Origin of the sequence: Streptomyces thermodiastaticus, assembly GCF_014656135.1 — a bacterium.
GTDB lineage: Bacteria > Actinomycetota > Actinomycetes > Streptomycetales > Streptomycetaceae > Streptomyces > Streptomyces thermodiastaticus.
The window spans coordinates 16,633-38,065 of sequence record NZ_BNBV01000035.1 but is presented as its reverse complement, the minus strand read 5'-3'; the positions used below and the strand labels follow the sequence as shown (position 1 = coordinate 38,065).

16 protein-coding genes and 2 pseudogenes are annotated in these 21,433 nt (G+C 72.7%); 6 read left to right on the top strand and 12 right to left on the bottom strand.

All coding sequences use genetic code 11. From position 1 onward, the window contains the following. Positions 1-61: 61 nt before the first annotated feature. The 3 genes and pseudogenes from ctaF to IE286_RS24030 form a co-directional block, all read right to left on the bottom strand. On the bottom strand, positions 62-472 hold the full coding sequence (ctaF, locus tag IE286_RS24040; RefSeq protein WP_189798866.1) for an aa3-type cytochrome oxidase subunit IV: 411 nt from the start codon (positions 470-472) through the stop codon (positions 62-64). Then, the gene (gene ctaD, locus IE286_RS24035) at positions 469-2,187 is read right to left on the bottom strand and encodes an aa3-type cytochrome oxidase subunit I (protein ID WP_189798865.1); all 1,719 of its coding nucleotides are present in this window, start codon (positions 2,185-2,187) and stop codon (positions 469-471) included. Before ctaD ends, ctaF begins: the two co-directional genes overlap by 4 nt. 19 nt (positions 2,188-2,206) lie before the next feature. Then, positions 2,207-3,130, bottom strand: a pseudogene (locus IE286_RS24030) (radical SAM protein); the annotation flags it as partial. A gap of 654 nt (positions 3,131-3,784) precedes the next feature. Here IE286_RS24030 and IE286_RS24025 point away from each other — a divergent pair. Then, positions 3,785-4,579, top strand: coding sequence for an SAM-dependent methyltransferase (locus IE286_RS24025; protein WP_189798864.1), 795 nt, complete (start codon positions 3,785-3,787; stop codon positions 4,577-4,579). Between the two features lie 105 nt (positions 4,580-4,684). On the opposite strand, the gene IE286_RS24020 is transcribed toward IE286_RS24025, so the two are convergent. The 4 genes from IE286_RS24020 to IE286_RS24005 all read right to left on the bottom strand — a co-directional run bounded on the left by IE286_RS24020 (position 4,685) and on the right by IE286_RS24005 (position 6,720). Beyond that, the gene (locus IE286_RS24020; protein WP_189798863.1) at positions 4,685-4,879 is read right to left on the bottom strand and encodes an antitoxin; all 195 of its coding nucleotides are present in this window, start codon (positions 4,877-4,879) and stop codon (positions 4,685-4,687) included. Between the two features lie 110 nt (positions 4,880-4,989). Then, complete coding sequence (locus tag IE286_RS24015; protein ID WP_189798862.1) at positions 4,990-5,478, bottom strand: ATP-binding protein; 489 nt, start codon at positions 5,476-5,478, stop codon at positions 4,990-4,992. Between the two features lie 209 nt (positions 5,479-5,687). After that, a complete protein-coding gene (locus tag IE286_RS24010; RefSeq protein ID WP_189798861.1) occupies positions 5,688-5,843 on the bottom strand; it encodes a DUF6131 family protein in 156 nt (51 codons plus the stop codon). Positions 5,844-5,925: 82 nt separating this feature from the next. After that, entirely contained in the window at positions 5,926-6,720 is a 795-nt protein-coding gene (locus IE286_RS24005) for a polysaccharide deacetylase family protein (protein ID WP_189798860.1), read from the bottom strand. Positions 6,721-6,992: 272 nt separating this feature from the next. On the opposite strand from IE286_RS24005, the gene IE286_RS24000 reads away from it, so the two are divergent. After that, the gene (locus IE286_RS24000; RefSeq protein ID WP_189798859.1) at positions 6,993-10,367 is read left to right on the top strand and encodes a pyruvate carboxylase; all 3,375 of its coding nucleotides are present in this window, start codon (positions 6,993-6,995) and stop codon (positions 10,365-10,367) included. Between the two features lie 172 nt (positions 10,368-10,539). Then, entirely contained in the window at positions 10,540-11,367 is an 828-nt protein-coding gene (locus tag IE286_RS23995; RefSeq protein ID WP_189798858.1) for an alpha/beta fold hydrolase, read from the top strand. A 13-nt stretch (positions 11,368-11,380) separates the two neighbouring features. Here IE286_RS23995 and IE286_RS23990 read toward each other — a convergent pair whose 3' ends face one another. Further along, the gene (locus IE286_RS23990; protein WP_189798857.1) at positions 11,381-12,811 is read right to left on the bottom strand and encodes an amino acid permease; all 1,431 of its coding nucleotides are present in this window, start codon (positions 12,809-12,811) and stop codon (positions 11,381-11,383) included. A gap of 239 nt (positions 12,812-13,050) precedes the next feature. On the opposite strand from IE286_RS23990, the gene IE286_RS23985 reads away from it, so the two are divergent. After that, a complete protein-coding gene (locus tag IE286_RS23985) occupies positions 13,051-14,133 on the top strand; it encodes an ABC-2 transporter permease (protein WP_229863501.1) in 1,083 nt (360 codons plus the stop codon). A gap of 382 nt (positions 14,134-14,515) precedes the next feature. Here the strand turns inward: IE286_RS23985 and IE286_RS23980 are convergent. Continuing rightward, positions 14,516-15,436, bottom strand: a pseudogene (locus IE286_RS23980) (LysR family transcriptional regulator); the annotation flags it as partial. A gap of 266 nt (positions 15,437-15,702) precedes the next feature. Here IE286_RS23980 and snpA point away from each other — a divergent pair. Then, the gene (snpA, locus tag IE286_RS23975; protein ID WP_189798856.1) at positions 15,703-16,380 is read left to right on the top strand and encodes a snapalysin; all 678 of its coding nucleotides are present in this window, start codon (positions 15,703-15,705) and stop codon (positions 16,378-16,380) included. A 264-nt stretch (positions 16,381-16,644) separates the two neighbouring features. On the opposite strand, the gene IE286_RS23970 is transcribed toward snpA, so the two are convergent. Next, positions 16,645-17,229, bottom strand: a complete 585-nt coding sequence (locus IE286_RS23970) for a TerD family protein (RefSeq protein ID WP_189798855.1) — start codon at positions 17,227-17,229, stop codon at positions 16,645-16,647. Between the two features lie 339 nt (positions 17,230-17,568). Here IE286_RS23970 and IE286_RS23965 point away from each other — a divergent pair, with 339 nt between their 5' ends. Further along, positions 17,569-18,429 carry a serine hydrolase gene (locus IE286_RS23965; RefSeq protein ID WP_189798854.1) on the top strand — a complete coding sequence of 287 codons (861 nt, stop codon included), beginning with the start codon at positions 17,569-17,571 and terminating at the stop codon, positions 18,427-18,429. 100 nt (positions 18,430-18,529) lie between these two features. On the opposite strand, the gene IE286_RS23960 is transcribed toward IE286_RS23965, so the two are convergent. Further along, positions 18,530-18,745: a hypothetical protein gene (locus IE286_RS23960; RefSeq protein WP_189798853.1), complete on the bottom strand. Its 216-nt coding sequence runs from the start codon at positions 18,743-18,745 to the stop codon at positions 18,530-18,532. A gap of 71 nt (positions 18,746-18,816) precedes the next feature. Next, entirely contained in the window at positions 18,817-21,144 is a 2,328-nt protein-coding gene (locus tag IE286_RS23955; RefSeq protein ID WP_189798852.1) for a GH92 family glycosyl hydrolase, read from the bottom strand. Between the last annotated feature and the right edge of the window lie 289 nt (positions 21,145-21,433).

The following is a 21,433-nucleotide window of genomic DNA, read 5'->3' as shown; positions in this document are numbered from 1 at the left end:
ATTCCCCTACGCGGGTGACTTATGCGCTCTTTATGTAGGTTCTTCCGGTATGCACCCACGGTCATACGGCCCGGGTGTCCCGGCCGCTCTCCCGGCCCGCGTACGCCAGCACCATGCCGATCACTCCGGCCGCGACCACACCCACCCCGATCGCGAACAGCCACACCCCGTAGACGACCCCGACGGCACACAGGGTGACCCCGGCGGCGGTGACCACCGGATGGGCGCTGTACGGAGGGAAGAAGCCGACATGGCCCTTGCGCTCCCGGATCTCCCCGGCGGGCCGGTCCTCCGGGCGCGTGCCCCGCCGCCGGTGGTTGACCGCGCAGAAGAACGCGATCACCGCCGCCATGAAGCAGGACACCGTCAGCGCGGCGATACCCGCCGGCTCGCGCGCGAACCAGATGTACGACACGTCGGTGAGCAGGAAGAACACCGCCACACCGGCGAACAGGTACGCCTCGGGTCTCATGTGCTCTGCCTCCCCAGCGGGTCGGGCGTCGCCTCCGCGGCCCCGTGCTCGGTCGCCGGCAGCGTGCGGAGCACCTCCGGATGGTGCAGATCGAAGGCCGGGGAGTCGGAGCGCACCCGCGGCAGCGCGGTGAAGTTGTGGCGGGGCGGCGGGCACGAGGTCGCCCACTCCAGCGAACGTCCCCACCCCCAGGGGTCGTCCACCTCCACCGTCGTCCCGTGGCGGGCGGTGCGCCACACGTTGTACAGGAACGGCAGAGTCGACGCGCCCAGCAGGAACGCACCGGCCGACGAGACGGCGTTGAGCACGGTGAACCCGTCCGCGGGCAGATAGTCGGCGTAGCGGCGGGGCATGCCCGCCTCGCCGAGCCAGTGCTGGACGAGGAAGGTGATCTGGAAGCCGGCGAACAGCATCCAGAAGTGCGTCTTCCCGAGGCGTTCGTCGAGCATCCTGCCCGTCATCTTCGGCCACCAGAAGTAGAATCCGCCGAACATCGCGAAGACGATCGTCCCGAACAGCACGTAGTGCAGGTGCGCGACGATGAAGTAGCTGTCGGTCAGGTGGAAGTCCAGCGGCGGGGAGGCGATGATCACGCCGCTCATGCCGCCCAGCAGGAACGTCACCAGGAAACCGGCCGCCCACAGCATCGGTGTCTCGAAGGACAGGCTGCCGTGCCACATGGTGCCGATCCAGTTGAAGAACTTCACCCCGGTGGGCACCGCGATCAGGAACGACAGGATCGAGAAGAACGGCAGCAGTACGCCGCCCGTGGCGAACATGTGGTGCGCCCAGACGCTGGCCGACAGCATCGTGATCGCGATCGTCGCACCGACCATGCCCGCGTACCCGAAGACCGGTTTGCGGCTGAACACCGGGATGATCTCCGTCACCACACCGAAGAACGGCAGCGCGACGATGTAGACCTCCGGGTGCCCGAAGAACCAGAACAGGTGCTGCCACAGCAGCGGGCCGCCGCTCGCCGGATCGTAGATGTGCGCACCGAACTTGCGGTCGGCCTCCAGGGCCAGCAGCGCGGCGGTGAGCACCGGGAACGCCAGCAGTACCAGGATCGAGGTGAACAGCACGTTCCAGGTGAAGAGGGGCATCCGGAACATCGTCATGCCCGGCGCCCGCAGACACAGGATCGTGGTGATGAAGTTGACCGCGCCCAGCGTGGTGCTCAGGCCCGCGACGACCAGTCCCATCACCCACAGATCGCTGCCGCGGCCGGGGGAGTGGGCGGCGTCGTTCAGCGGCGCGTACGCGAACCAGCCGAACGGCGCCGCTCCGTTGTCGACCGCGAACCCGGACAGCACCGTCAGCCCGCCGAACAGGAACAGCCAGTACGTCAGCGCGTTCAGCCGGGGGAAGGCGACATCGGGCGCGCCGATCTGCAACGGCATGATCGCGTTGGCGAACCCGGCGAAGGTGGGTGTGGCGAACAGCAGCATCATGATGGTGCCGTGCATCGTGACCAGCTGGTTGTACTGGTCGCGGTTGACGACCTGCTGTCCGGGAGCGGCCAGTTCGGCCCGCATCAGCATCGCCATCACGCCGGCGGCCAGGAAGAAACCGAAGGACGTGACGAAGTACAGGTGACCGATCTTCTTGTGGTCGGTGGTGGTCAGGCAGTCGCGGATCAGCTCCCCGGTCCGCCCCCTGGGCGCCCGGGCGGCGGCGCGCTGCCGCGGTCCACCGGTGTGCGTCGTCGGCATCTGCGTCCTGCCCGCCGTCTTACTCCGGCAGCCCGGCCGGTCGTGAGGAGCGCGGCACCGGCCGGGTGCGGACGTACAGCTCCCGGCGGTCGCCGACCGGTGCCGCGGGCGGCAGCGGCAGGTCGTAGCGGACCGGCCGGTGGTGGTCGGCGAGCTGCCGCCCGGCGTTGTGCACCCGGTCGAACGTCCACAGCATCCGCGCGAAGTCGGTCTGCCCGTGCGCCAGCCGGCCGCCCAGGATCCGGCCCGCGCCGAGGGCCGTGTGCAGGCCCCGATGCTTGCCGTTGATCACCGACTGGGTCCGCGTCAGTTCCTCGTGGAAGCGCTCCAGCGGCAGCGTGGTGGGGACGACGGCGTGCTGGATGGCGAACAGCCGGTGAGCGCGGGTGGTCAGCCGGCGTGACTTGCTGTGCCGGATCTCGGTGCCCGGACACGGGGTCATCACCGTCATGTGCCCGATGTCCGGCACGGACAGCGCGAACTCCCGCACCAGCCGGACACGTTCGGCGCCCCACGCCGAGGCCACGATGAGGTCGACGGCGACGCTGATCCCCAGCTTCCGCGCGGTCTCCTGCTTCCGCGCGGTCTCCAAGGCGCGGACGTCGTCGTCGGGGCTGACCCGCTTGCGGAACAGGTCCAGGCCCTCGGTGTCCAGCGCCTGCATGCCGAGGCCCATGGAGCGCAGCGCCGGCCGCGTCCACCGCTCGAACACCTCGATGTGACGCGGCAGCAGGTCCGCGCGGGTCTCCGGGCAGTACTGCTTGCGCACCCGGCGGCGCTCCAGCTCGGCGGCGATGGCGTCACCGTGCTCGGGCCGGATGAACGCGACGTCGTCGACGGTGAAGACGTTCGGCTCGGCGATGCCGGCCGGCTCCTCGGCGGCGGCCTCAGGGCCGGCCTTGCGGCAGCTGCGCCCGTAGAACGTCCAGGCCGAGCAGAAGGAGGGGTGCACGAGCAGGACACGCATGGATCACCTCGGGTCACGCGGCAGGAGGGCAGGACGGCGGCCCGGCGGCCGGGCGCGGGCCGGCGCGGCCGGCCGCGCGGCACGGGGCGGAACGACGCACCCACCACCGTCCGGGCCGCCTGCCGGCACACGGCCTCCCCCGGGCCGTCACATCCGCAGCGGGAACGGACGGGCACGGCGCGGCGGGCATCGCATCCTCCGACGGCGGTCGAGGTCTGCACAGGCGGGCTTCCCCTCGGTGGACGACTGCGCCCGGCATTGCTGACGGGCCGTGACCGTCGCCCGGGACCCTGTGATTCGACCCGCTCGCGCCCCGTCCCATGCCGGCCTTCCCCCGGCTGCTGCGCACGTTCCGTCTCACGGGTGACCCGGCCCGCATGTCGCCGCCGCCCGGTCCCGCCGGCCCGCTCGGCGGGGGAGCGCGCCGGGCCCGGACCGCTCCGGGAACCAGGTGCGCCGGCACCGCGGGCGACCGGGCGGGCCGGCCAGGACCGGCCGGACCACGTCCCCCGCCGTGCTGCGGAGATCGCCAACTGTGCTTACCCGAAGGGCAGATGATGTGCGAGACTACAGAGATCGACTTGCCTGCTCGATCCGCTCGATGCACTCGTACGTACGTTGGAGTACGCCATGGCGACCGGCACACCCGACCTCCCGTCCGCGCCCATAGACACCAGCCGGGCCCACCCGGCTCGCGTCTACGACTGGCTGCTCGGGGGCAAGGACAACTACCCCGTGGACGAGGCGGTCGGCCGCAAGCTGCCGCCCGAGGCGCACGACGCCGCGCGGCAGAACCGTGAGTTCATGCACCGCGCGGTGGCCTGGCTCGCGTCCCAGGGCATCGACCAGTTCCTGGACATCGGCACCGGCATCCCCACCGAACCGAACCTGCACCAGGTCGTCCAGCGCATCGTGCCCACGGCCCGGGTGGTCTACACGGACAACGACCCGATCGTCCTGCGCCACGCCGAGGCGCTGCTGGTGAGCCGCCCCGAGGGCGCCACGGACTACATCCAGGCCGATGTGCGCCGGCCGGAGCAGATCGTCGAGCACGCCCGGAAGGTGCTCGACTTCTCCCGCCCCGTCGTGCTGTCCCTGATCGCCCTGATGCACTTCATCACCGACGAGCAGGACGCCCACGGCATCGTCCGCGAGCTGGTGCGTGTGCTCCCGCCGGGCAGCCACCTGGTGCTCTCGCACGCCTCCAGCGACCTGTACCCGGAACTGTCGCAGCAGGTCGTCGACGAATACGCCAAGGGCGGCATACCTCTGGCCTTCCGCACCCGCGAGGAGGTCGCGCGGTTCTTCGAGGGGCTGGAACTGGTCGAACCCGGCCTGGTCACGGCCACCGAGTGGGCCAAGTCCGAGCCCGCGCCGCGCAGCGAGGACTGCGGCATCTACGCCGGTGTCGCCCGCGTTCCCTGATACGTGCCCTGGGTTCCCCGATACATGCCCTGATGTGCCACCGCGGCCCGCGGAGCGTGCCCCGGGACCGGTTGCGGCCCGCGGCGCGTGCCGCGGGCCGCGCCGTCACCGCGGGGGCTGGTCGGGGCCACGGTCCTGGTCGCGCAGCTCCTGACGCATGCGCTCCTGGCCCTTGTCGACCTGGCCGCCGTACTTGCCCTGCGTGCGGTCGTCGACGTAGTCACCGCCCTTGTCGACGGCCCTCTCGGCGTGTTGCCGGTGCTCCCGCAGCATGCTCTTGAGCTTGTCCATCATGCTCATGGCGCACTCCTTAGCGGCGTGGTTCCCTCTCAGCATCTCCGACCTCCGCGGGCGCCGCATCCGCAGTCCGTCCGGCACCTCAGGGGTACGGCCGGTGCGGGCCGGACCGGTCAGCCGGCGTCCGGCGGACAGGGTGCCGGCGGCGCCAGACGGGCCGTGACCCGCTTGCCGGAAGCGGGCAGAGCCGTCACCGTGACCGCCTGGCAGACCGCCCCGACGATCTCCATGCCGTGACCGCCGACCCGCCGGCCGTCGGGCGGGCGCCGGGTCGGCGGCACCGGCGAGGTGTCCCACACGCTGATCTCCACCTGGCCGTTGTCCGGCCGCACCTCCACCCCCAGGCCGCACAGGCCGGGGGCGTGCTGCACCACATTGGTGATCAGTTCGCTGACCACCAGCTGCGCGTCCTGCGCCAGGCGGTCGGGCACGGCGACGCGGCCGGTGGCGCGGATCCGGTCCAGGAAGCGGCCGACCGCCGCGCGGGCGTCGGCGGCACTGATCGCGCCACTGTGCCAGCGGGCGTCCCAGCGCAGCGCGGCGGGCGTCCTGCTGTGCCGGTCCGGCCCCTGCGGTCCCAGGTGCCCGAGCGGGACGGCCATGTGATTGCCTCGATGAGTCACGGTGCGTCATGTATCGTCCGCTTCTGCGGCTACCCGTCCCGGAGGCACGTAGGCACCGCCGACGCCCGTACGGAGCACCCCGGGCCGGCAGACGAGTGAGCCCCGCGCACCATGAGGGTGCACGGGGCTCGGTGCCGTCGGGCCTCACGGCCCGGCATCGGGTGCGGACCGGCCGCCGGTGCGGCCGGTCACCAGTAGTGCCGGTGGCCGGCCACCGCGTGCCCCGTGGCACCCAGCAGCCACAGGACGGCGCCGATCACCGCCAGGATGATGCCGATCGTCCACAGAATGGAGATGCCGGTGACGAGACCGACGACGAGAAGGATGACGCCAAGGAGGATCATGACCGCCTCCGGATCCGGGTAGTGCGTCCTCCGGGTCACCTGATCGGGTCCGGTGAAACCCCCGGCGCCGCGCCGGTCACGCTCAGCGCACCACAGGGAAACCGAACGTGTACCCCTGCTGCTTCAGCCAGGGCAGGACCTGGCGCAGCGCGTCCACGGTCTGGGAGCGGTCGCCGCCCGCGTCGTGGAACAGGATCGTCGGCCCGTTGGCGACCTCCTGCTTCACCGTGGCGACGATGGCGGCCGTGCCCGGACGTTCGAAGTCCTTGGAGTCCACGTTCCAGCCCAGCGGCCGCATGCCGTGGGAGGCGGCCACCTCGCGGCTGTACGGGGTGAACGCGCCGCCCGGCGCCCGGTAGTACACGGGGCGCACGCCCCCGGACGCCTCGGTGATCATCCGCTCGGCGTCCAGGATCTGCTGCCGCTGATACGACTCCGCCTTGTGATCCATGCCGGTGTCGTGCGCGACGCTGTGGTCGCACAGCCGGTGCCCGTCCGCCACGACCGCCTTCACCAGGTCCGGGTGCGCCCGCGCCTGCGGACCCACCATGCAGAACGTGGCCTTGACGCCGTTGTCCCGCAGCACCTGCAGCACCTGCGGGGTCCACACCGAGTCCGGCCCGTCGTCGATGGTGATGTTGACCCCCCGGGCGCCTCGGTCGGAGGCGTGGACGATGCTCCGGGGCACGTCGGCGGGCACCGCACCCGGCGCCCCGGCGACCGTCGGGGACGGCCGCGCAGCGGCGTCCGTCCGCTCGTGCCGCACCGGATGTGCCTGCGCGGTCCACACCGAGGCCGTGGTCGCCAGCACCGCCACCCCCAGGGTCGCCGCGAGCACCCGGCCGCGCCAGCCCCGTCCGCCCCCATGCCGCACCATGTCCGCACTGCTCCTCGTCGTGTGTGTGGATCTTGCACAGATCAAGACGATCGAACAGCCGTCCGGGATCCGGCTGTTACCAATCAGGGACATTCGGCGCGGGTGACGGCGATGCGGGGGGTGGGGCTCGCCGGTCGTCACCGGGACGAGTGGCCCGGTTCACCTGTCCACGGCCCAGGGCACGGCCGGGAGAGTGGTGCGCTCACCTGGCGTCGCGCCGGTGGCGCCGACACCATGGTCTTCCGTCACCGGGCAGGCCGAAGGGATCCACGATGTTCCGCAAGGTACTGGTCGCCAACCGCGGCGAGATCGCGATCCGCGCATTCCGCGCCGGCTACGAACTGGGCGCGCGCACCGTGGCCGTCTTCCCCTACGAGGACCGCAATTCCCTGCACCGGCTCAAGGCCGACGAGGCCTACGAGATCGGCGAGCCCGGGCATCCGGTGCGGGCCTATCTGTCCGTGGAGGAGATCGTCCGGGCGGCGCTCAGAGCCGGCGCCGACGCCGTCTACCCGGGCTACGGCTTCCTGTCGGAGAACCCCCAGCTGGCGCGCGCCTGCGCCCGGGAGGGCATCACCTTCGTCGGCCCGGACGCCTCCGTGCTGGAACTGACGGGCAACAAGGCCCGCGCGGTGGCGGCCGCCAAGGAGGCGGGTGTGCCGGTGCTGGGCTCCTCGGTGCCCTCCACCGACGTCGCGGAACTGGCGCGGGCCGCCGAGCGGATCGGCTTCCCGCTGTTCGTCAAGGCCGTGGCCGGGGGAGGCGGCCGCGGCATGCGGCGGGTGGAGGACCCCGCCCAGCTGCCGGAGGCCGTCGAGGCGGCCGGCCGGGAAGCCGCCTCCGCGTTCGGTGACCCCACCGTCTTCCTGGAGAAGGCCGTGGTCGAGCCGCGCCACATCGAGGTGCAGATCCTCGCCGACCACCACGGCGACGTCATCCACCTCTTCGAACGGGACTGCTCGGTGCAGCGCCGCCACCAGAAGGTCATCGAGATGGCCCCCGCGCCCCACCTCGACCCGGCGCTGCGGGAGCGGATCTGCGCGGACGCGGTGCGTTTCGCCCGCGCCATCGGCTACCGCAACGCTGGCACGGTGGAGTTCCTGGTGGACCGGGACGGCAACCACGTCTTCATCGAGATGAACCCGCGCATCCAGGTCGAGCACACCGTGACCGAGGAGGTCACCGACGTCGACCTGGTGCAGGCTCAGCTCCGCATCGCCGCCGGGGAGTCGCTGGCCGGCCTCGGACTGTCCCAGGACACGGTGCGGCTGCGCGGCGCGGCCCTGCAGTGCCGTATCACCACCGAGGACCCCGCCAACGGCTTCCGTCCCGACACCGGCCGGATCAGCGCCTACCGCTCACCGGGCGGCTCCGGCATCCGCCTGGACGGCGGCACCACCCACGCGGGCACCGAGATCAGCGCGCACTTCGACTCCCTGCTCGTCAAACTCACCTGCCGAGGACGGGACTTCCCGACCGCGATCGGCCGGGCCCGGCGCGCGGTCGCCGAGTTCCGCATCCGGGGCGTGGCCACCAACATCCCGTTCCTGCAGGCCGTCCTCGACGACCCGGACTTCCAGGCGGGACGGGTCACGACGTCGTTCATCGAGCAGCGCCCGCACCTGCTGACCACCCGCTCCTCCGCGGACCGCGGCACCAAGCTGCTCACCTACCTGGCCGACGTCACCGTGAACAAGCCGTACGGCGAACGCCCCGCGACCGCCGACCCGGTCGCCAAACTGCCCCCGCTGCCCGACGGGGAGATCCCCGCCGGCTCCCGCACGCGGCTGCTCGCCCTCGGCCCCGAGGCCTTCGCCCGCGCCCTGCGGGACTCCCCCGCCCTGGCCGTGACCGACACCACCTTCCGCGACGCCCACCAGTCGCTGCTGGCCACCCGGGTGCGCACCAAGGACCTGCTGGCCGTCGCCCCGCTCGTCGCCCGTACCCTGCCCCAGCTGCTCTCCCTGGAGTGCTGGGGCGGCGCCACCTACGACGTCGCCCTGCGCTTCCTCGCCGAGGACCCCTGGGAACGACTCGCCGCGCTGCGGGAGGCGGTGCCCAACATCTGCCTGCAGATGCTGCTGCGCGGCCGCAACACCGTCGGCTACACCCCGTACCCCACCGAGGTCACCGACGCCTTCGTCCAGGAGGCCGCGGCCACCGGCATCGACATCTTCCGCATCTTCGACGCGCTCAACGACGTCGATCAGATGCGCCCCGCCATCGACGCCGTGCTCGCCACCGGCACCGCGGTCGCCGAGGTCGCCCTGTGCTACACCGGCGACCTGTCCGACCCCGGCGAACGCCTCTACACCCTGGACTACTACCTGCGCCTGGCCGAGCGGATCGTCGCCGCCGGCGCGCACGTCCTGGCCATCAAGGACATGGCGGGCCTGCTGCGCGCCCCCGCCGCAGTCGGGCTGGTGACCGCGCTGCGCCGCGAGTTCGGCCTGCCCGTCCACCTGCACACCCACGACACCGCGGGCGGCCAGCTCGCCACCTGCCTCGCCGCCGCCCAGGCGGGCGTGGACGCCGTGGACGGCGCGGTCGCGTCCATGGCCGGAACCACCTCGCAGCCGTCCCTGTCCGCGCTGGTCGCCGCCACCGACCACGGCGAGCGGCCCACCGGCCTGGACCTGAAGGCGGTCGGCGACCTGGAACCGTACTGGGAGGCCGTCCGCAGGATCTACGCCCCGTTCGAGGCGGGCCTGGCCGCGCCCACCGGACGCGTCTACCACCACGAGATCCCCGGTGGCCAGCTGTCCAACCTGCGCACCCAGGCCGTCGCCCTCGGCCTCGGCGACCGGTTCGAGGACATCGAGGCGATGTACGCCGCCGCCGACCGCATCCTCGGCCGGCTGATCAAGGTCACCCCGACCTCCAAGGTGGTCGGCGACCTGGCGCTGCACCTGGTCGGCGCCGGGGTCGATCCCGCGGAGTTCGAGCAGAACCCCGGCCGGTTCGACATCCCCGACTCCGTCGTCGGCTTCCTGCGCGGCGAGCTGGGCACCCCGCCCGGCGGCTGGCCCGAACCGTTCCGCACCAAGGCGCTGAAGGGCCGCGCCCCCGCCAAACCCGTGCGGCAGCTGAGCGAGGAGGACCGCCGGGGACTGGAGAAGTCCCGGCGCGCCACCCTGAACCGGCTGCTCTTCCCCGGGCCGGCCCGCGAGTTCGAGGAACACCGCCGCATCTTCGGCGACACCGGCGTGCTGGACACGAGGTCCTTCTTCTACGGGCTGCGCCCGGCCACGGAGTACGCCGTCGACCTGGAGCCGGGCGTGCGGCTGCTGATCGAGCTGCAGGCCGTCGGCGAGGCCGACGAGCGCGGCATGCGCACCGTGATGGCCACCCTGAACGGGCAGCTGCGCCCGATCCAGGTGCGGGACCGGGCCGCCGCCCGCGACGTCCCCGTCACGGAGAAGGCCGACCGGTCCGACCCGGGCCATGTGGCGGCGCCCTTCGCGGGCGTGGTGACGCTCGCCGTCGCCGAGGGCGACGAGGTGGAAGCCGGGGCGACCGTGGCCACCATCGAGGCGATGAAGATGGAGGCCGCCATCACCGCCCCGAGGGCCGGCCGGGTGACCCGGCTCGCCATCGGCCCCGTCCAGCAGGTGGAGGGCGGCGACCTGCTCGTCGAGGTGTCCTGACCCTGCCGTCCAGGGAGGGTGCCACCGCGGGCGGCCGGATTGCGGGACGCGGCGCGGCGGAGACGATGGACGAAGGCCCGGTCGGGCGCGGACGTGCCCGCCGGTGCGCGGTCCGCCGCCGCGCCGCCGGGCCTGACGGGTGCCTTCCCCGGCTGGACGAGAGGTGACGAGCATGCCCGTGTGCACCACCCGCGACGCAGTGGAGATCTTCTACAAGGACTGGGGGCGGGGACGGCCCGTCGTGTTCTCGCACGGCTGGCCCCTCAACGGCGACGCCTGGCAGGACCAGCTCAAGGCCGTGGCGGACGCCGGGTACCGGGCCGTCGCCCACGACCGGCGCGGGCACGGCCGCTCCACGCCCGTCTGGGACGGCTACGACTTCGACACCTTCGCCGACGATCTCGCCGACCTGCTCGACCACCTCGACCTGCGGGACGTCACCCTGGTGGCGCACTCCATGGGCGGCGGCGAGGTCGCCCGGTACATCGGCCGGCACGGCACCGGACGGGTCCGCTCGGTCGTGCTGCTGTCCGCCATCACTCCGCTGATGCTGCAGGGCCCGGACAACCCCGAGGGGGTGCCGCAGAGCGTCTTCGACGACCTCAAGGCGGGCATCCTGCGAGAGCGCTCGCAGTTCTGGAAGGACATCGCCGAGACCTTCTTCTCCGCCGGCCGTCCCGGCAGCACGGTCACCCAGGGCAACAAGGACGCCTTCTGGTCCATGGCCATGCAGGAGACCATCGAGGGCGGCGTCGCCTGCGTGGACGCCTTCGCCGCCACCCGCTTCCACGACGACCTGAGCACGTTCGACGTGCCCACCCTGATCGTGCACGGCGACGACGACCGCGTGGTGCCCATCGACGCCACCGCCCGCAAGGCCGTGCAGCTGATCGCCGGCGCGGAGCTGAAGGTGTACGAGGGCGGCAGCCACGGCATCGCCCTGGTCGACGGCGACAAGCAGCGCTTCACCGCCGACCTGCTGGAGTTCCTCCGCCGGTGACGCCCGGGCCCGCTCAGTCGCCGGCCGGGGCCGACGCCCGCTGCCGGGCCGCCATCACGGCGTACACCAGCACACCCGCGAACAGGAACAGCACACCCTGGTACACCGCCGCGTAGCCGGCGCCCGCGACCAGCCACAGCGAGAACGCCGCGGCGACCGCCGCGATCACGGCGTCGCGGGCCAGCCGCCGTCCGTCCACCCGTTCGCGGCGGCCGGAGACCAGATGGAAGATCTGCGCGGCGGTGGCCAGCAGATACGGCACGGTCGCGGTGAACGTGGTGATCAGCACCAGCACCTGGAAGACCTTCCCCGAGCCGGAGGCGTAGTTGTAGACGGTCAGCAGGGAGGCCAGGACGACGGTGACGGCGACTCCGACGGTCGGCACACCGCGCCGCCGGCGGGCGAAGGCCGCCGGGAACAGGCCGTCCCGCGCGGCGGCGTAGGGGGTCTGCGCGCTCAGCAGGGTCCAGCCGTTGAGGCAGCCGGTCATCGAGATCAGCGCGGCCAGCGCGACGGCCCAGCCGCCCCAGCTGCCGCCGAACATGGCGTTCACGGCGTCGGAGAACGGCGCGGTGGACGCCACCAGCCGGTCGTGGGCCACCGTGCCGAACACCGACACCGTGCCCAGCAGGTACACCAGGGCCGCACCGGCGGTGCCGATCACGGTGGCACGGCCGACGTTGCGGCGCGGGTTCTGCACCTCTCCGGCGCTGACCGCGGCGGACTCCACGCCCAGATAGGAGAAGAGCAGGATGGCGGCGGAGGCGGACACCGCGCCGACGGGACTGCCGCCGCCGGGGTTGAACGGGCCGAGGTTGCGCGCGTCGAAGAAGAACAGCCCGCCGACGGCGACCAGCAGCAGCGGCAGGAACTTCAGCACCGTGGACACCAGCTGCACGGCGCCGACGTACCGGGTGCCGGCGAAGTTGGCGAGCGCGGGCAGCCACCCCAGGACGAGCGCGGCCAGGCACGCCGTCCACCGGTGCTGGTTCACCGGGATCAGCACGTCCAGGTATCCGACGGCGGCGACGGCGAGCGCGGCGTTGGACACCCAGGTGGTGATCCAGTACGCCCAGGCGGCGAGGAAGCCCGCGAAGTCGCCGAAGGCCTCACGGGCGTACACGTACGGGCCGCCGGTGAGCGGGGTGCGCTCGGCGAGCCGGCCGAACACCAGGGCGAGAGCGATGGCGCCGACGGTCAGCACGCCGAAGGCGAGCAGGCTGACCGTGCCGTACGGCGCGACGGAGGCCGGGAGCAGGAAGATGCCGCCGCCGATGATGTTGCCCATGACCAGCGCGGTCGCGACGGGCAGCCCGAAACGGCGGGCGTGCCGGCTGTCGGAGGCGGCCGGGGTGCCGTGGTCCGGGGAAGCGGCCGGGGAGCCGGAGGGGGAGGTCTCCTGCGGGGCCGGAGCCGACTGCGGGGCGGTTCCGGGGACGTGCATGGGGGTGGTGCTGCCTCTCTTCGAACTGATGCCCGGGATCGCCGGACCGTGCCCCATGGTCCGGCATCGCCGAAGGGCACGGCAAATCGCCTCGAATCGTCCGCCGGGGGGTGCGGTGATCCGCAAAAAGTGCGTCGCCGCACGGTTCCGGCCGGGGATTCTGCGGACCCGCCGTGCGGGACGCCGCCGGGGGAGTTTCGCCGGGGGAAAGGCCCGCCGGATGATCTAGCGTGAGCGGCATGTCCGACATGCCGACCAAAGGGCCGGTGCCGCCCCGGGAGGAGGGCCGCCGCCCGCGCACCCTCTCCGAGTGCTGGAACGCCTTCCGGCAGTCGCCCTTTCTGCCCGCGACCGTGCTGCTGCTGATCATCTCCGCCGCGGCCGGGGTCTTCGCCGGCTCCTACACCTACGCCATGGCCGACCCCACCCCGCGGTCCGTCCCCACCGCCGTCGTCGGCGCCTGGGACCGCGAGCCGGCGCGGCGTTTCGTCGCCGGCATGGAGAAGGCGCTGGCCGCCTCCCTCAAGCTGCATCCCTACGACAGTCTCCGCACGGCCGAGACCGCGGTGGACGATCAGCGGATCTTCGCCGTCCTGGACGTCCCGGCCACGGGGAACTCGGTCACGCTCCACCTCTCCAGCGCCTCGGGCTCCTCCGTCGCACAGGTGCTCCAGGATGCGGCGCGACAGGTCGGCCCGGCTGCCGGGGTGCGCGTCACCGTCCGCGATCTCAAGCCGCTGCAGCGCGGCGACCCGCGCGGACTGGCGATCTTCTACATCTCCCTCGCCGCGGTGATCATCGGATTCGTCGGCGCCATCCAGCTCAGCGTGCACGCCCGGGACCTGAACCCGGCCGAACGTGTCGCCTTCACCCTCGCCTACTCCCTGCTCGGCGGCTTTGTGATCGTCGCGGTGGTGGACTGGTGGCTCGGCGCGCTCCGGCTGCCGTTCGTGGAGTCCTGGCTGATCCTGGCGCTGACCATGTTCACCTCCGGCATGGTCTTCACGATGTTCAACACCCTCATCGGGCGCTGGGCCATGCTGCCCACGTGGGGCCTGATGGTGCTGCTCGGCAACCCCTCCTCCGGCGGTGCCGTCTCCTGGCCGCTGCTGCCCTCCGCGCTCGGCACGATCGGCCGCTGGCTGCCGCCGGGCGCCTCGGTGAACGCCCAGCACACGGCCGTGTACTTCGCCGGCCACCAGCACGCCTTCCCGTTCCTGGTCCTGGCGGGCTGGACGGTCGTCTCCTGCGCCGTCTTCTGGATCTGGCGGCACCGCCACCCCGGCGGCCGCACCGAACCGGCGCCGCAGTCCCCGTCGTGACCACCGCACCCTCCGGGCCGGCGGACCGCGCCCGCCGACCGCGCCGAGCGGCGGCCGGGGACGGCGGCCGGGCGACGGACACCGGCGGGGACGGCCGGGCGGACGGCGCGGCCCGAGCTCACGAGGCCTGACGGGCCGTCGGCAGCGCGGGCGCCTCACGGCCGGATCCGGCACCCCGCACCGCGGCCGTCTCCTCCGGCACGCCACCGGGTCCGCGGGCGGGAACGGCCGCCGGCACCGCCGCGGGGCCCGCACGGCGGACGGCCTGACGCAGGGGGCCGGATCCCCGGGCCGCCCCCGCGCGGCCGGGTTTGTGCGGGGCCCCGGCCTCCGGGACCGGGCCGGCCTCGTGCGCCCGGGCGGAGTCCCGTTCCGTCCGCCGGTCCTCGAGCCACCGCTGGTAGACCGGGGACTGGCGGGCCACTTCCCAGTACGCCTCCTCCAACGGTCGGAAGGCGCGGTCGAGTTCGCTCTCCGTGCGGGCCGCCAGCAGCAGCCGCACCCCGATCGGATCGCCCTGCAGCGGCCGGACGGCGAGATCGGGCCGCGGCTGCGCGGTGGGCTGGCTGACCGTCACCACCTCTCCCATGGCGGCCAGCGAGTACGCGGTCAGGTAGTCGCCGTGCAGCATCTCCGGCTCCACCCCCGCTGACCGCAGCGCCCGGGACAACGCGTCCCATTCGCCGTCGACCGTGGAGTCGATCATCCAGCGCTCACCGGCCAGGTCGGCGAGCCGTATCTCGCGCCGCGCGGCGGCCGGGTGGTCCGCGGCGAGCGTGACGAACTGCGGTTCCCGCTCGACGAGCACCCGCAGCCGCAGGCCGGGCGGCACCCGCAGCGGACTGCCCTCGACCTCGTGCACGAACGCCAGGTCGATCCGGCCCTCGGCGACCATGCGCAGCAGGGCGTTGGCGGAGACGTCCATCTGGAGCGTGGGTTCGCTGCCGGGCGCCGCGGCCCGCAGCCGCCGCAGCCAGCCCGGGATGGCCCGGCTCGCGGTGGCGCCGATGCGCGGGTGACAGCCGCCGGCGGCGCGTGCGGCGGCCGCCCGGGTCTCGGAGACGATCGCGGCGAACTCGGTGACCAGCGGCCGGGCGCGGCTGAGGACCGCGTGTCCCAGCGGCGTGGGGCGGCAGCCGGTGCGCGAGCGCACGAACAGCTCGGCGCCGAGCAGATGCTCGATGCGCCGCAGTTGCGCACTCAACGAGGGCTGCGCCAGGCCCAGCTGGCGAGCCGCCCGGTGCAGGCTGCCGGAGTCGGCGATTGCGCACAGCACCCGAAGGTGTCTGACCTCCAGCTCCATGGTGGGGAGGGTAGGCGGCGCCCACGGCAGTGCACCAGATGCTCATTCTCACCACGAGCCACGGCAGTTGACGGGTGATAGCACGATGCTGTCCCCAGGTGCCATCATCCGCCGGGGGCTGCACCTGATCCAGACTCGTCCCTGACCGATCGTTCGACCCCCACTGGGGTTCGTCGTGCGGACCGGCCGGAGCGGCAGGCGGTGCCGGGTGGCCCGCGAGCCCGGCACGACCCGGACGACAGGCCCTAGGACGAGTAGGAGAATCCATGCAGTCCTCCCGCACGAGCGCCAAGAGACTTCTCGCCCTCGCGCTCGGTCTCGGTCTGGCAAGTGCCGCACTGGGCACCGCGACCCCGGCCAGTGCCCACACCGCCGCCCCCGACACCACCCGTGCCGCCTATGCCCCCCACGCCGGCACCGGTGAGAGCGCCGCCGGGAACAAGGCCTTCTTCGAGGCCGTGCTGAAGTCGGTCGCCGAGAAGCAGGCCGCGAACCCGAGCCTGAAGTCGGTGACCGTCTACTACAACGCTTCCCAGGCGCCGAGCTTCGCCTCGCAGATAGCGAGCGCCGCCTCCATCTGGAACAGCTCCGTCTCCAACGTCAAGCTCCAGGCCACCTCCGGCACCGGGGACTTCGCCTACTACGAGGGCAACGACGCGCGCGGTTCCTACGCGTCGACCGACGGCCACGGCCGCGGCTACGTCTTCCTGGACTACGCGCAGAACCAGGAGTACGACTCGATCCGCGTCGTCGCCCACGAGACCGGTCACGTGCTCGGCCTGCCCGACCACTACGAGGGTCCGTGCAGTGAGCTGATGTCGGGCGGCGGCCCCGGCCCGTCCTGCACCAACCGTTACCCGGACGCCACCGAGCGGGCCAAGGTCGAGCAGCTGTGGGCCAACGGCCTGGCCAAGGCCCTGCAGAAGGTCGACCACGTGCGCTGACCGAGCCGGCGGAACGCGCGCCGCCGCCGCGCGCACGGGCGGGGGCCCGACCCGTCCGTGACGGCCGCGGCGGCACGCGGACGCGGGTATGCGGCCCGGCCGGCCGACCGGGCCGCGCCCGTGAAGGGACCGCGGTGGGGGCCGACGCCGCCCGGCCGTCCCGCCGCACCGCGCTCCGGCGGACACGCCCGGAGCGGATCACCGTGGCGCCGCTGTCACGCGGGGAACACCGGCCGCCACGGTGATCCGCGGGGTGAGGGGGGATCACATGCTGACGGCGAACCGCATCAGCGCCCGCTCGTCCCCCTGCTTGATCTTCCCCGTCTCGTTGATCACCTGAAGCTTCCACCTGTCGCCCACCCGCACGGCCTTGGCCACGACGCAGCCGTTGTCCTGGGTGAGCATGCTCGGCCAGATCTCGGCGACCTGCTCGGAGTCGCCCCCGGTCGCGTCGTACACCTTGAAGCTGATGTTGCGTGCCTTCTGGAAGGAACTGCCCCTCTTGAAGGCGGCGGCGATGAACACGATCGAGGTGATCTGCGGCGGGATACGGGCGAATTCGACCGTCACGGTCTCGTCGTCGCCGTCGCCCCGGCCCGTCTGGTTGTCACCGCTGTGCACCAGCGAGCCGTTGCCCAGCGGATCCAGCGAGTCCAGGCCGGCCAGCCGCACCGGCTCCGAGCCCCGCATGGCGATCGCGATGAGGTCGAGGTCCGTACCGGCCTTCCGGCGGAGCAGGCCCATCACCCCGCCGCTGGCCCCGGAGGTGGGGTCCCAGGAGACCCCGATCGACATGTGGGTGACACCGTCCAGGTCGGCGGGGCCGTCTTCCTTCGTGAGCACAATCATGGCTCGATCATCCTGGTGAGCGGTCGCGGCAGGCAAAGTCCGCCGGGACGCGGGCGAGTTCGCTGCCACCCGTGAGCCGTGCGGTGACCCGCCCGGCCGACGGGGGCCTCGGCGACGGGTGCCGGGAGCGGGCGGCGCCGTCACCGTGCCGCCGCCCGCGAGACGGCAGGGCGCGCAGCGCGGTCACGGGCGGTTCCAGGTACACACCGCCCGGTGCTGTTGCGCTCGTCACAATCCCGCCCGATACGGGCTTTCCGTGACGGGCGCCACGTCGTGATGCGCGTGGTTTGTCTACGTTCATCTCCACTGCCCGTGACATCTCCCCCGCGAGGGTCGTCTATGTCGTATCCGTCCCCGGCGCCCGTGCAGTCCGTGGCCCGCCGCCCCGTCGCCTGCGCCGGCGTGCTGCTGACCGCCGCCCTCGTCCTCCTCGGCGCACTGCAGGCGCCGCCGGCGGCCGCCGATCCGGGCACGCCCCGGGCCGCCGCCGCGACCGCGCACCCGCACAGCGCGCCCCGGGTCGCCGCGGCCGTCCTCGATCTCGACGGCGACAGCCGGGAACCCGTCGTCCGCGGCGACGACACCCCCTACGACACCGCCAGCATCGTCAAGCTCGACATCCTCGCGGCGCTGCTGCTGCGCGCCCAGGACGCCGGACGTCCGCTCACCGCGCGGGAACGGGCCCTGGCCGAGCCCATGATCGAGCACAGCGACAATGCCGCGGCCAACGCCCTGTGGCGCCGCATCGGCGGTGCCCCGGGCCTGGAGGCGGCCAACAGGCGCCTGGGCCTGCGCGCCACCGAGGGCGGGCCCGGGCACAGGTGGGGGCTGACGCGCACCACGGCCTGGGACCAGATCCGGCTGCTGCGCGCGATCTTCGACGACCCGGAGCCGGGCGGCGGCACCCCCGCACTGCACCCCGGCTCCCGCCGCTACATCCGGACCCTGATGAGCCGGGTCGCCCCCGAGCAGGCCTGGGGTGTCTCGGCGGCGTCGGGCTCCGCGACGGCGCTGAAGAACGGGTGGCTGCGACGCAGCACCACCGGTCTGTGGGACGTCAACAGCGTCGGACGCATCACCGCGGGCGGGCACCGCTACCTGGTCGCCGTCCTGTCGGACGGCAGCGCCACGATGGACGAGGGCGTCGCGATGGTGGAGCGGGCGGCGAAGGCGGCCGTCGCCTCGGCCGCCCGCGCATGACCGGGCGGCGGTCACCCGTCCGCGGAACGGGAACGGGCCGGGCGGCGCGGGCGGCTGTCAGCCGTGCGGCGCCGCCCGGCCCGCCCGCAAAGGACCGGCCCTAGGCCGGCCGCCGGTGCAGCACCCGTGCGGCCGCCTCGTGCTCGGCCGCGGGCGGGGACAGCTCGCTGAGCGTGTCCAGATCGGTGTCCTGCCGCAGTTCCGTCTCCCATGCCTCGGCGAGCCCTTTCTGCTCGGCGTGCGGCAGCTTCCGGATGCGTTCCCGGTCGGGCGGGGGGAGGGCCGCCAGGAACCGTTCGACGGTGTCGATGGGCATCTTCGCCTCCTCGGTCGCAGGGCGACGACGATCCCTGACGGGTACCCTCCCTCCCGCGCCCCGACCGCCGGTCAGCGCAGCGCCGGGGGAGCGGCCTGCGGGCCGGTGCCCCAGGCCGACGGCTCGGTGCCGACGGTGAACGCCAGCGTCCGCGTCCGGCGCAGGTCGTCCGTGGTCAGGTACGTGCGGCCGTACGCGGTGCCGTCGACCGACGCCGACTGGATGTAGCGGCGGGCGTCCGAGGTGCCGGGCGCCGTGATCGTCAGCGAGCCTCGCGGGTAGTAGCGCCGGTCGAGCCGGAGGTCGACCCGGTCGAAGACCGGGGTGGACAGCCCCCAGGTGGCGTAGCCGGGCTGCACCGGGAAGATCCCGATCGACGACAGCACGTTCCAGGCGGACATCGTGCCCAGGTCGTCGTTGCCGGTCATGCCGGTCGGGGTGTCCGTGAACAGGGTGAGCGCGGCGTGCACCACGTCCGTGGTCTTCCACGGCTGCCCGGTGGACAGGTAGGTGTACGGGGCGATCAGGTCCGGTTCGTTCTGCGGGTTGTACTTGTCGGCGTTGTAGTAGTCGTACGGGCCGTTCACCCACACCTCGCGGGCCGTCCTCGCCGGGTCCTTCAGCAGCTGGTCGTAGGCGAAGAAGGAGTCCAGGCGGTCGTTGGCCGCCTGCGTGCCGCCGATCAGGGAGATCATGCCGGGCAGGTCCTGCGGCACCAGCCACTGGTACTGCCAGGCCGTGCCCTCGTGGAAGCCCTCGCTCTGCGCCGGGTCGGCCGGACCGGTGAAGGCACCGGAGGCGTCACGCGCCCGGAAGAACCCGGTGGAGGCGTCGAAGATGCTGCGGTAGTTCTGCGCGCGGGCCGCGTAGCGTGCCGCGTCCGCGTCGTGGCCCAGGTCGCGTGCCATCTGGGCGAGCATGGCGTCGGCCAGGGCGTACTCCAGGGTCGCGGAGGCGCCGTGGTCGTAGTCGGAGTCGCCGGGCTTGGCGTGCGGACGGCCCTTGATGTAGGGCGCGTAGCCGTTCGCCAGGTACTCCGTGTTGGCCTCGCGGCCCACGGCCGGGGAGTCGGCCGGCGGCACCCCGTCGGCGTTCTTCTTCAGGGCCCGGTAGGCCCGCTCCTCCCAGCCCCCCAGCAACCCCTGCTGGTAGGCGTTGGTCAGGAACGGGGTGACCGGGTCACCGGTCATGATGTTCGTCTCGACCGTGCCGTAGCCCCACTTGGGCAGCCAGCCGCTCTCCTCGTCGATCGTGATGACGGAGATCGCCATGTCCCGGGCCTCGCGCGGCGCCAGCAGCGACAGCAGCTGGGTCTGCGTGCGGTAGGTGTCCCACAGCGACCAGTTCTGGTAGTAGGTGAAGCCGCGGGCGCGGTGGATTAGGTGGTCCCAGCCGGTGTAGCGGCCGTCGGCGTCGCTGCCGATGTTCGGCGCGAGGAACGAGCGGTACAGCGAGGAGTAGAAGGTGCGGCGCAGGGTCTGGCTGCCGCCCTGCACCCGGACGTCGTCGAGACGGTCCTCCCAGGCGCGCCGTGTCGCCTCGCGCACCGCGTCGAAGGAACGGCCGCCCTCCGCGCGCAGGTTGACGGCCGCGCCGTGCGCGTCCACGTACGACAGGGCCGTCGTCGCCTCGACGGTACGGTCCTTCGTGGTGTCGAAGCGGAGGTAGGCGCCGCCCGTGCCGGTCTTCGCGCCCGGGGTGACGGTGGAGCCGGTCCATGTGCCGTAGGCGGTGAACGGCCGGTCGAACCGGGTGATCGTGTACACGGTGTACGGCTCGGTGTCCTGGCAGAAGCCGCGGCCGGTGATGGCGGTGCGCACCGTGCGGTTGTCGAGCACCTCCACCTCGGACGACACCGTCTGGTGCAGCGACTGCGCGGCGTTCAGCAGCACGTTGGCCTTGTCGGTGGCGGGGAAGGTGTAGCGCTGCACACCGGTGCGGGCGGTCGCGGTCAGCTCGGCCTGGATGCCGCTGTCGAGTCCCACCTTGTAGTAGCCGGGGCTCGCCTGCTCGTCGTCGTGGCTGAACCCGGCTGCGTACCGGGCGTAGTCCGTCTCCGTGACGTCGCCGGTGGTCGGCAGGACGGGCAGGTCGCCGCCCAGCCCGCAGCCCACACCGGACAGATGGACGAGGGAGAAGCCGCGGATGTGGTCCTGGGAGTAGTCGTACCCGGTGTTGTGCCCGGTGTCCGGGGAGAACTGCACCATGCCGAACGGCACCGCCGCACCGGGGTAGGTGTTGCCTTCGTTCTGCGTGCCGATGAACGGGTTGACCAGATCGGTGAGTCTGTCCTCCCGGGCGCCGGCCGCGTGGGCGGCGGGCGCGGCGAGAGCGGCGGCGAGCAGGGCGACGGCCGCGGCGACCGTCCCTCCGCTCCGCAGGCGTGGGGTCCATCTCATGGGCGTCAGCCCCTCCCCGAGGAGAGATTCGGATCCGTGGACAACGTTGTCAGACAACGGCCGCGGGCCATTCTTCGGGGTGAACGTGTACTCGTCAAGACTGGTGACGGGACGGTCCTCCGGCGGGGGTGAGGCGCCCGAGCGGGCTAGGCCCGGGGGACGTCACCCGACAGGGGCACTTAGCGTCACGAGTGAGTGACTCGTCTCGCTGCGACACCGCCGGAGGTGGAATGTGCGCCGGATTCCCTCGCGCACGGCGCGACCGTCCCGCATACGTCCGGGCACCCGG

Bases quoted from the DNA above. Each gene is read 5' to 3' on its own strand.
- ctaF (WP_189798866.1), bottom strand. From the start codon at position 472: ATGAGACCCGAGGCGTACCTGTTCGCCGGTGTGGCGGTGTTCTTCCTG.
- ctaD (WP_189798865.1), bottom strand. From the start codon at position 2,187: ATGCCGACGACGCACACCGGTGGACCGCGGCAGCGCGCCGCCGCCCGG.
- IE286_RS24025 (WP_189798864.1), top strand. From the start codon at position 3,785: ATGGCGACCGGCACACCCGACCTCCCGTCCGCGCCCATAGACACCAGC.
- IE286_RS24020 (WP_189798863.1), bottom strand. From the start codon at position 4,879: ATGAGCATGATGGACAAGCTCAAGAGCATGCTGCGGGAGCACCGGCAA.
- IE286_RS24015 (WP_189798862.1), bottom strand. From the start codon at position 5,478: ATGGCCGTCCCGCTCGGGCACCTGGGACCGCAGGGGCCGGACCGGCAC.
- IE286_RS24010 (WP_189798861.1), bottom strand. From the start codon at position 5,843: ATGATCCTCCTTGGCGTCATCCTTCTCGTCGTCGGTCTCGTCACCGGC.
- IE286_RS24005 (WP_189798860.1), bottom strand. From the start codon at position 6,720: ATGGTGCGGCATGGGGGCGGACGGGGCTGGCGCGGCCGGGTGCTCGCG.
- IE286_RS24000 (WP_189798859.1), top strand. From the start codon at position 6,993: ATGTTCCGCAAGGTACTGGTCGCCAACCGCGGCGAGATCGCGATCCGC.
- IE286_RS23995 (WP_189798858.1), top strand. From the start codon at position 10,540: ATGCCCGTGTGCACCACCCGCGACGCAGTGGAGATCTTCTACAAGGAC.
- IE286_RS23990 (WP_189798857.1), bottom strand. From the start codon at position 12,811: ATGCACGTCCCCGGAACCGCCCCGCAGTCGGCTCCGGCCCCGCAGGAG.
- IE286_RS23985 (WP_229863501.1), top strand. From the start codon at position 13,051: ATGTCCGACATGCCGACCAAAGGGCCGGTGCCGCCCCGGGAGGAGGGC.
- snpA (WP_189798856.1), top strand. From the start codon at position 15,703: ATGCAGTCCTCCCGCACGAGCGCCAAGAGACTTCTCGCCCTCGCGCTC.
- IE286_RS23970 (WP_189798855.1), bottom strand. From the start codon at position 17,229: ATGATTGTGCTCACGAAGGAAGACGGCCCCGCCGACCTGGACGGTGTC.
- IE286_RS23965 (WP_189798854.1), top strand. From the start codon at position 17,569: ATGTCGTATCCGTCCCCGGCGCCCGTGCAGTCCGTGGCCCGCCGCCCC.
- IE286_RS23960 (WP_189798853.1), bottom strand. From the start codon at position 18,745: ATGCCCATCGACACCGTCGAACGGTTCCTGGCGGCCCTCCCCCCGCCC.
- IE286_RS23955 (WP_189798852.1), bottom strand. From the start codon at position 21,144: ATGAGATGGACCCCACGCCTGCGGAGCGGAGGGACGGTCGCCGCGGCC.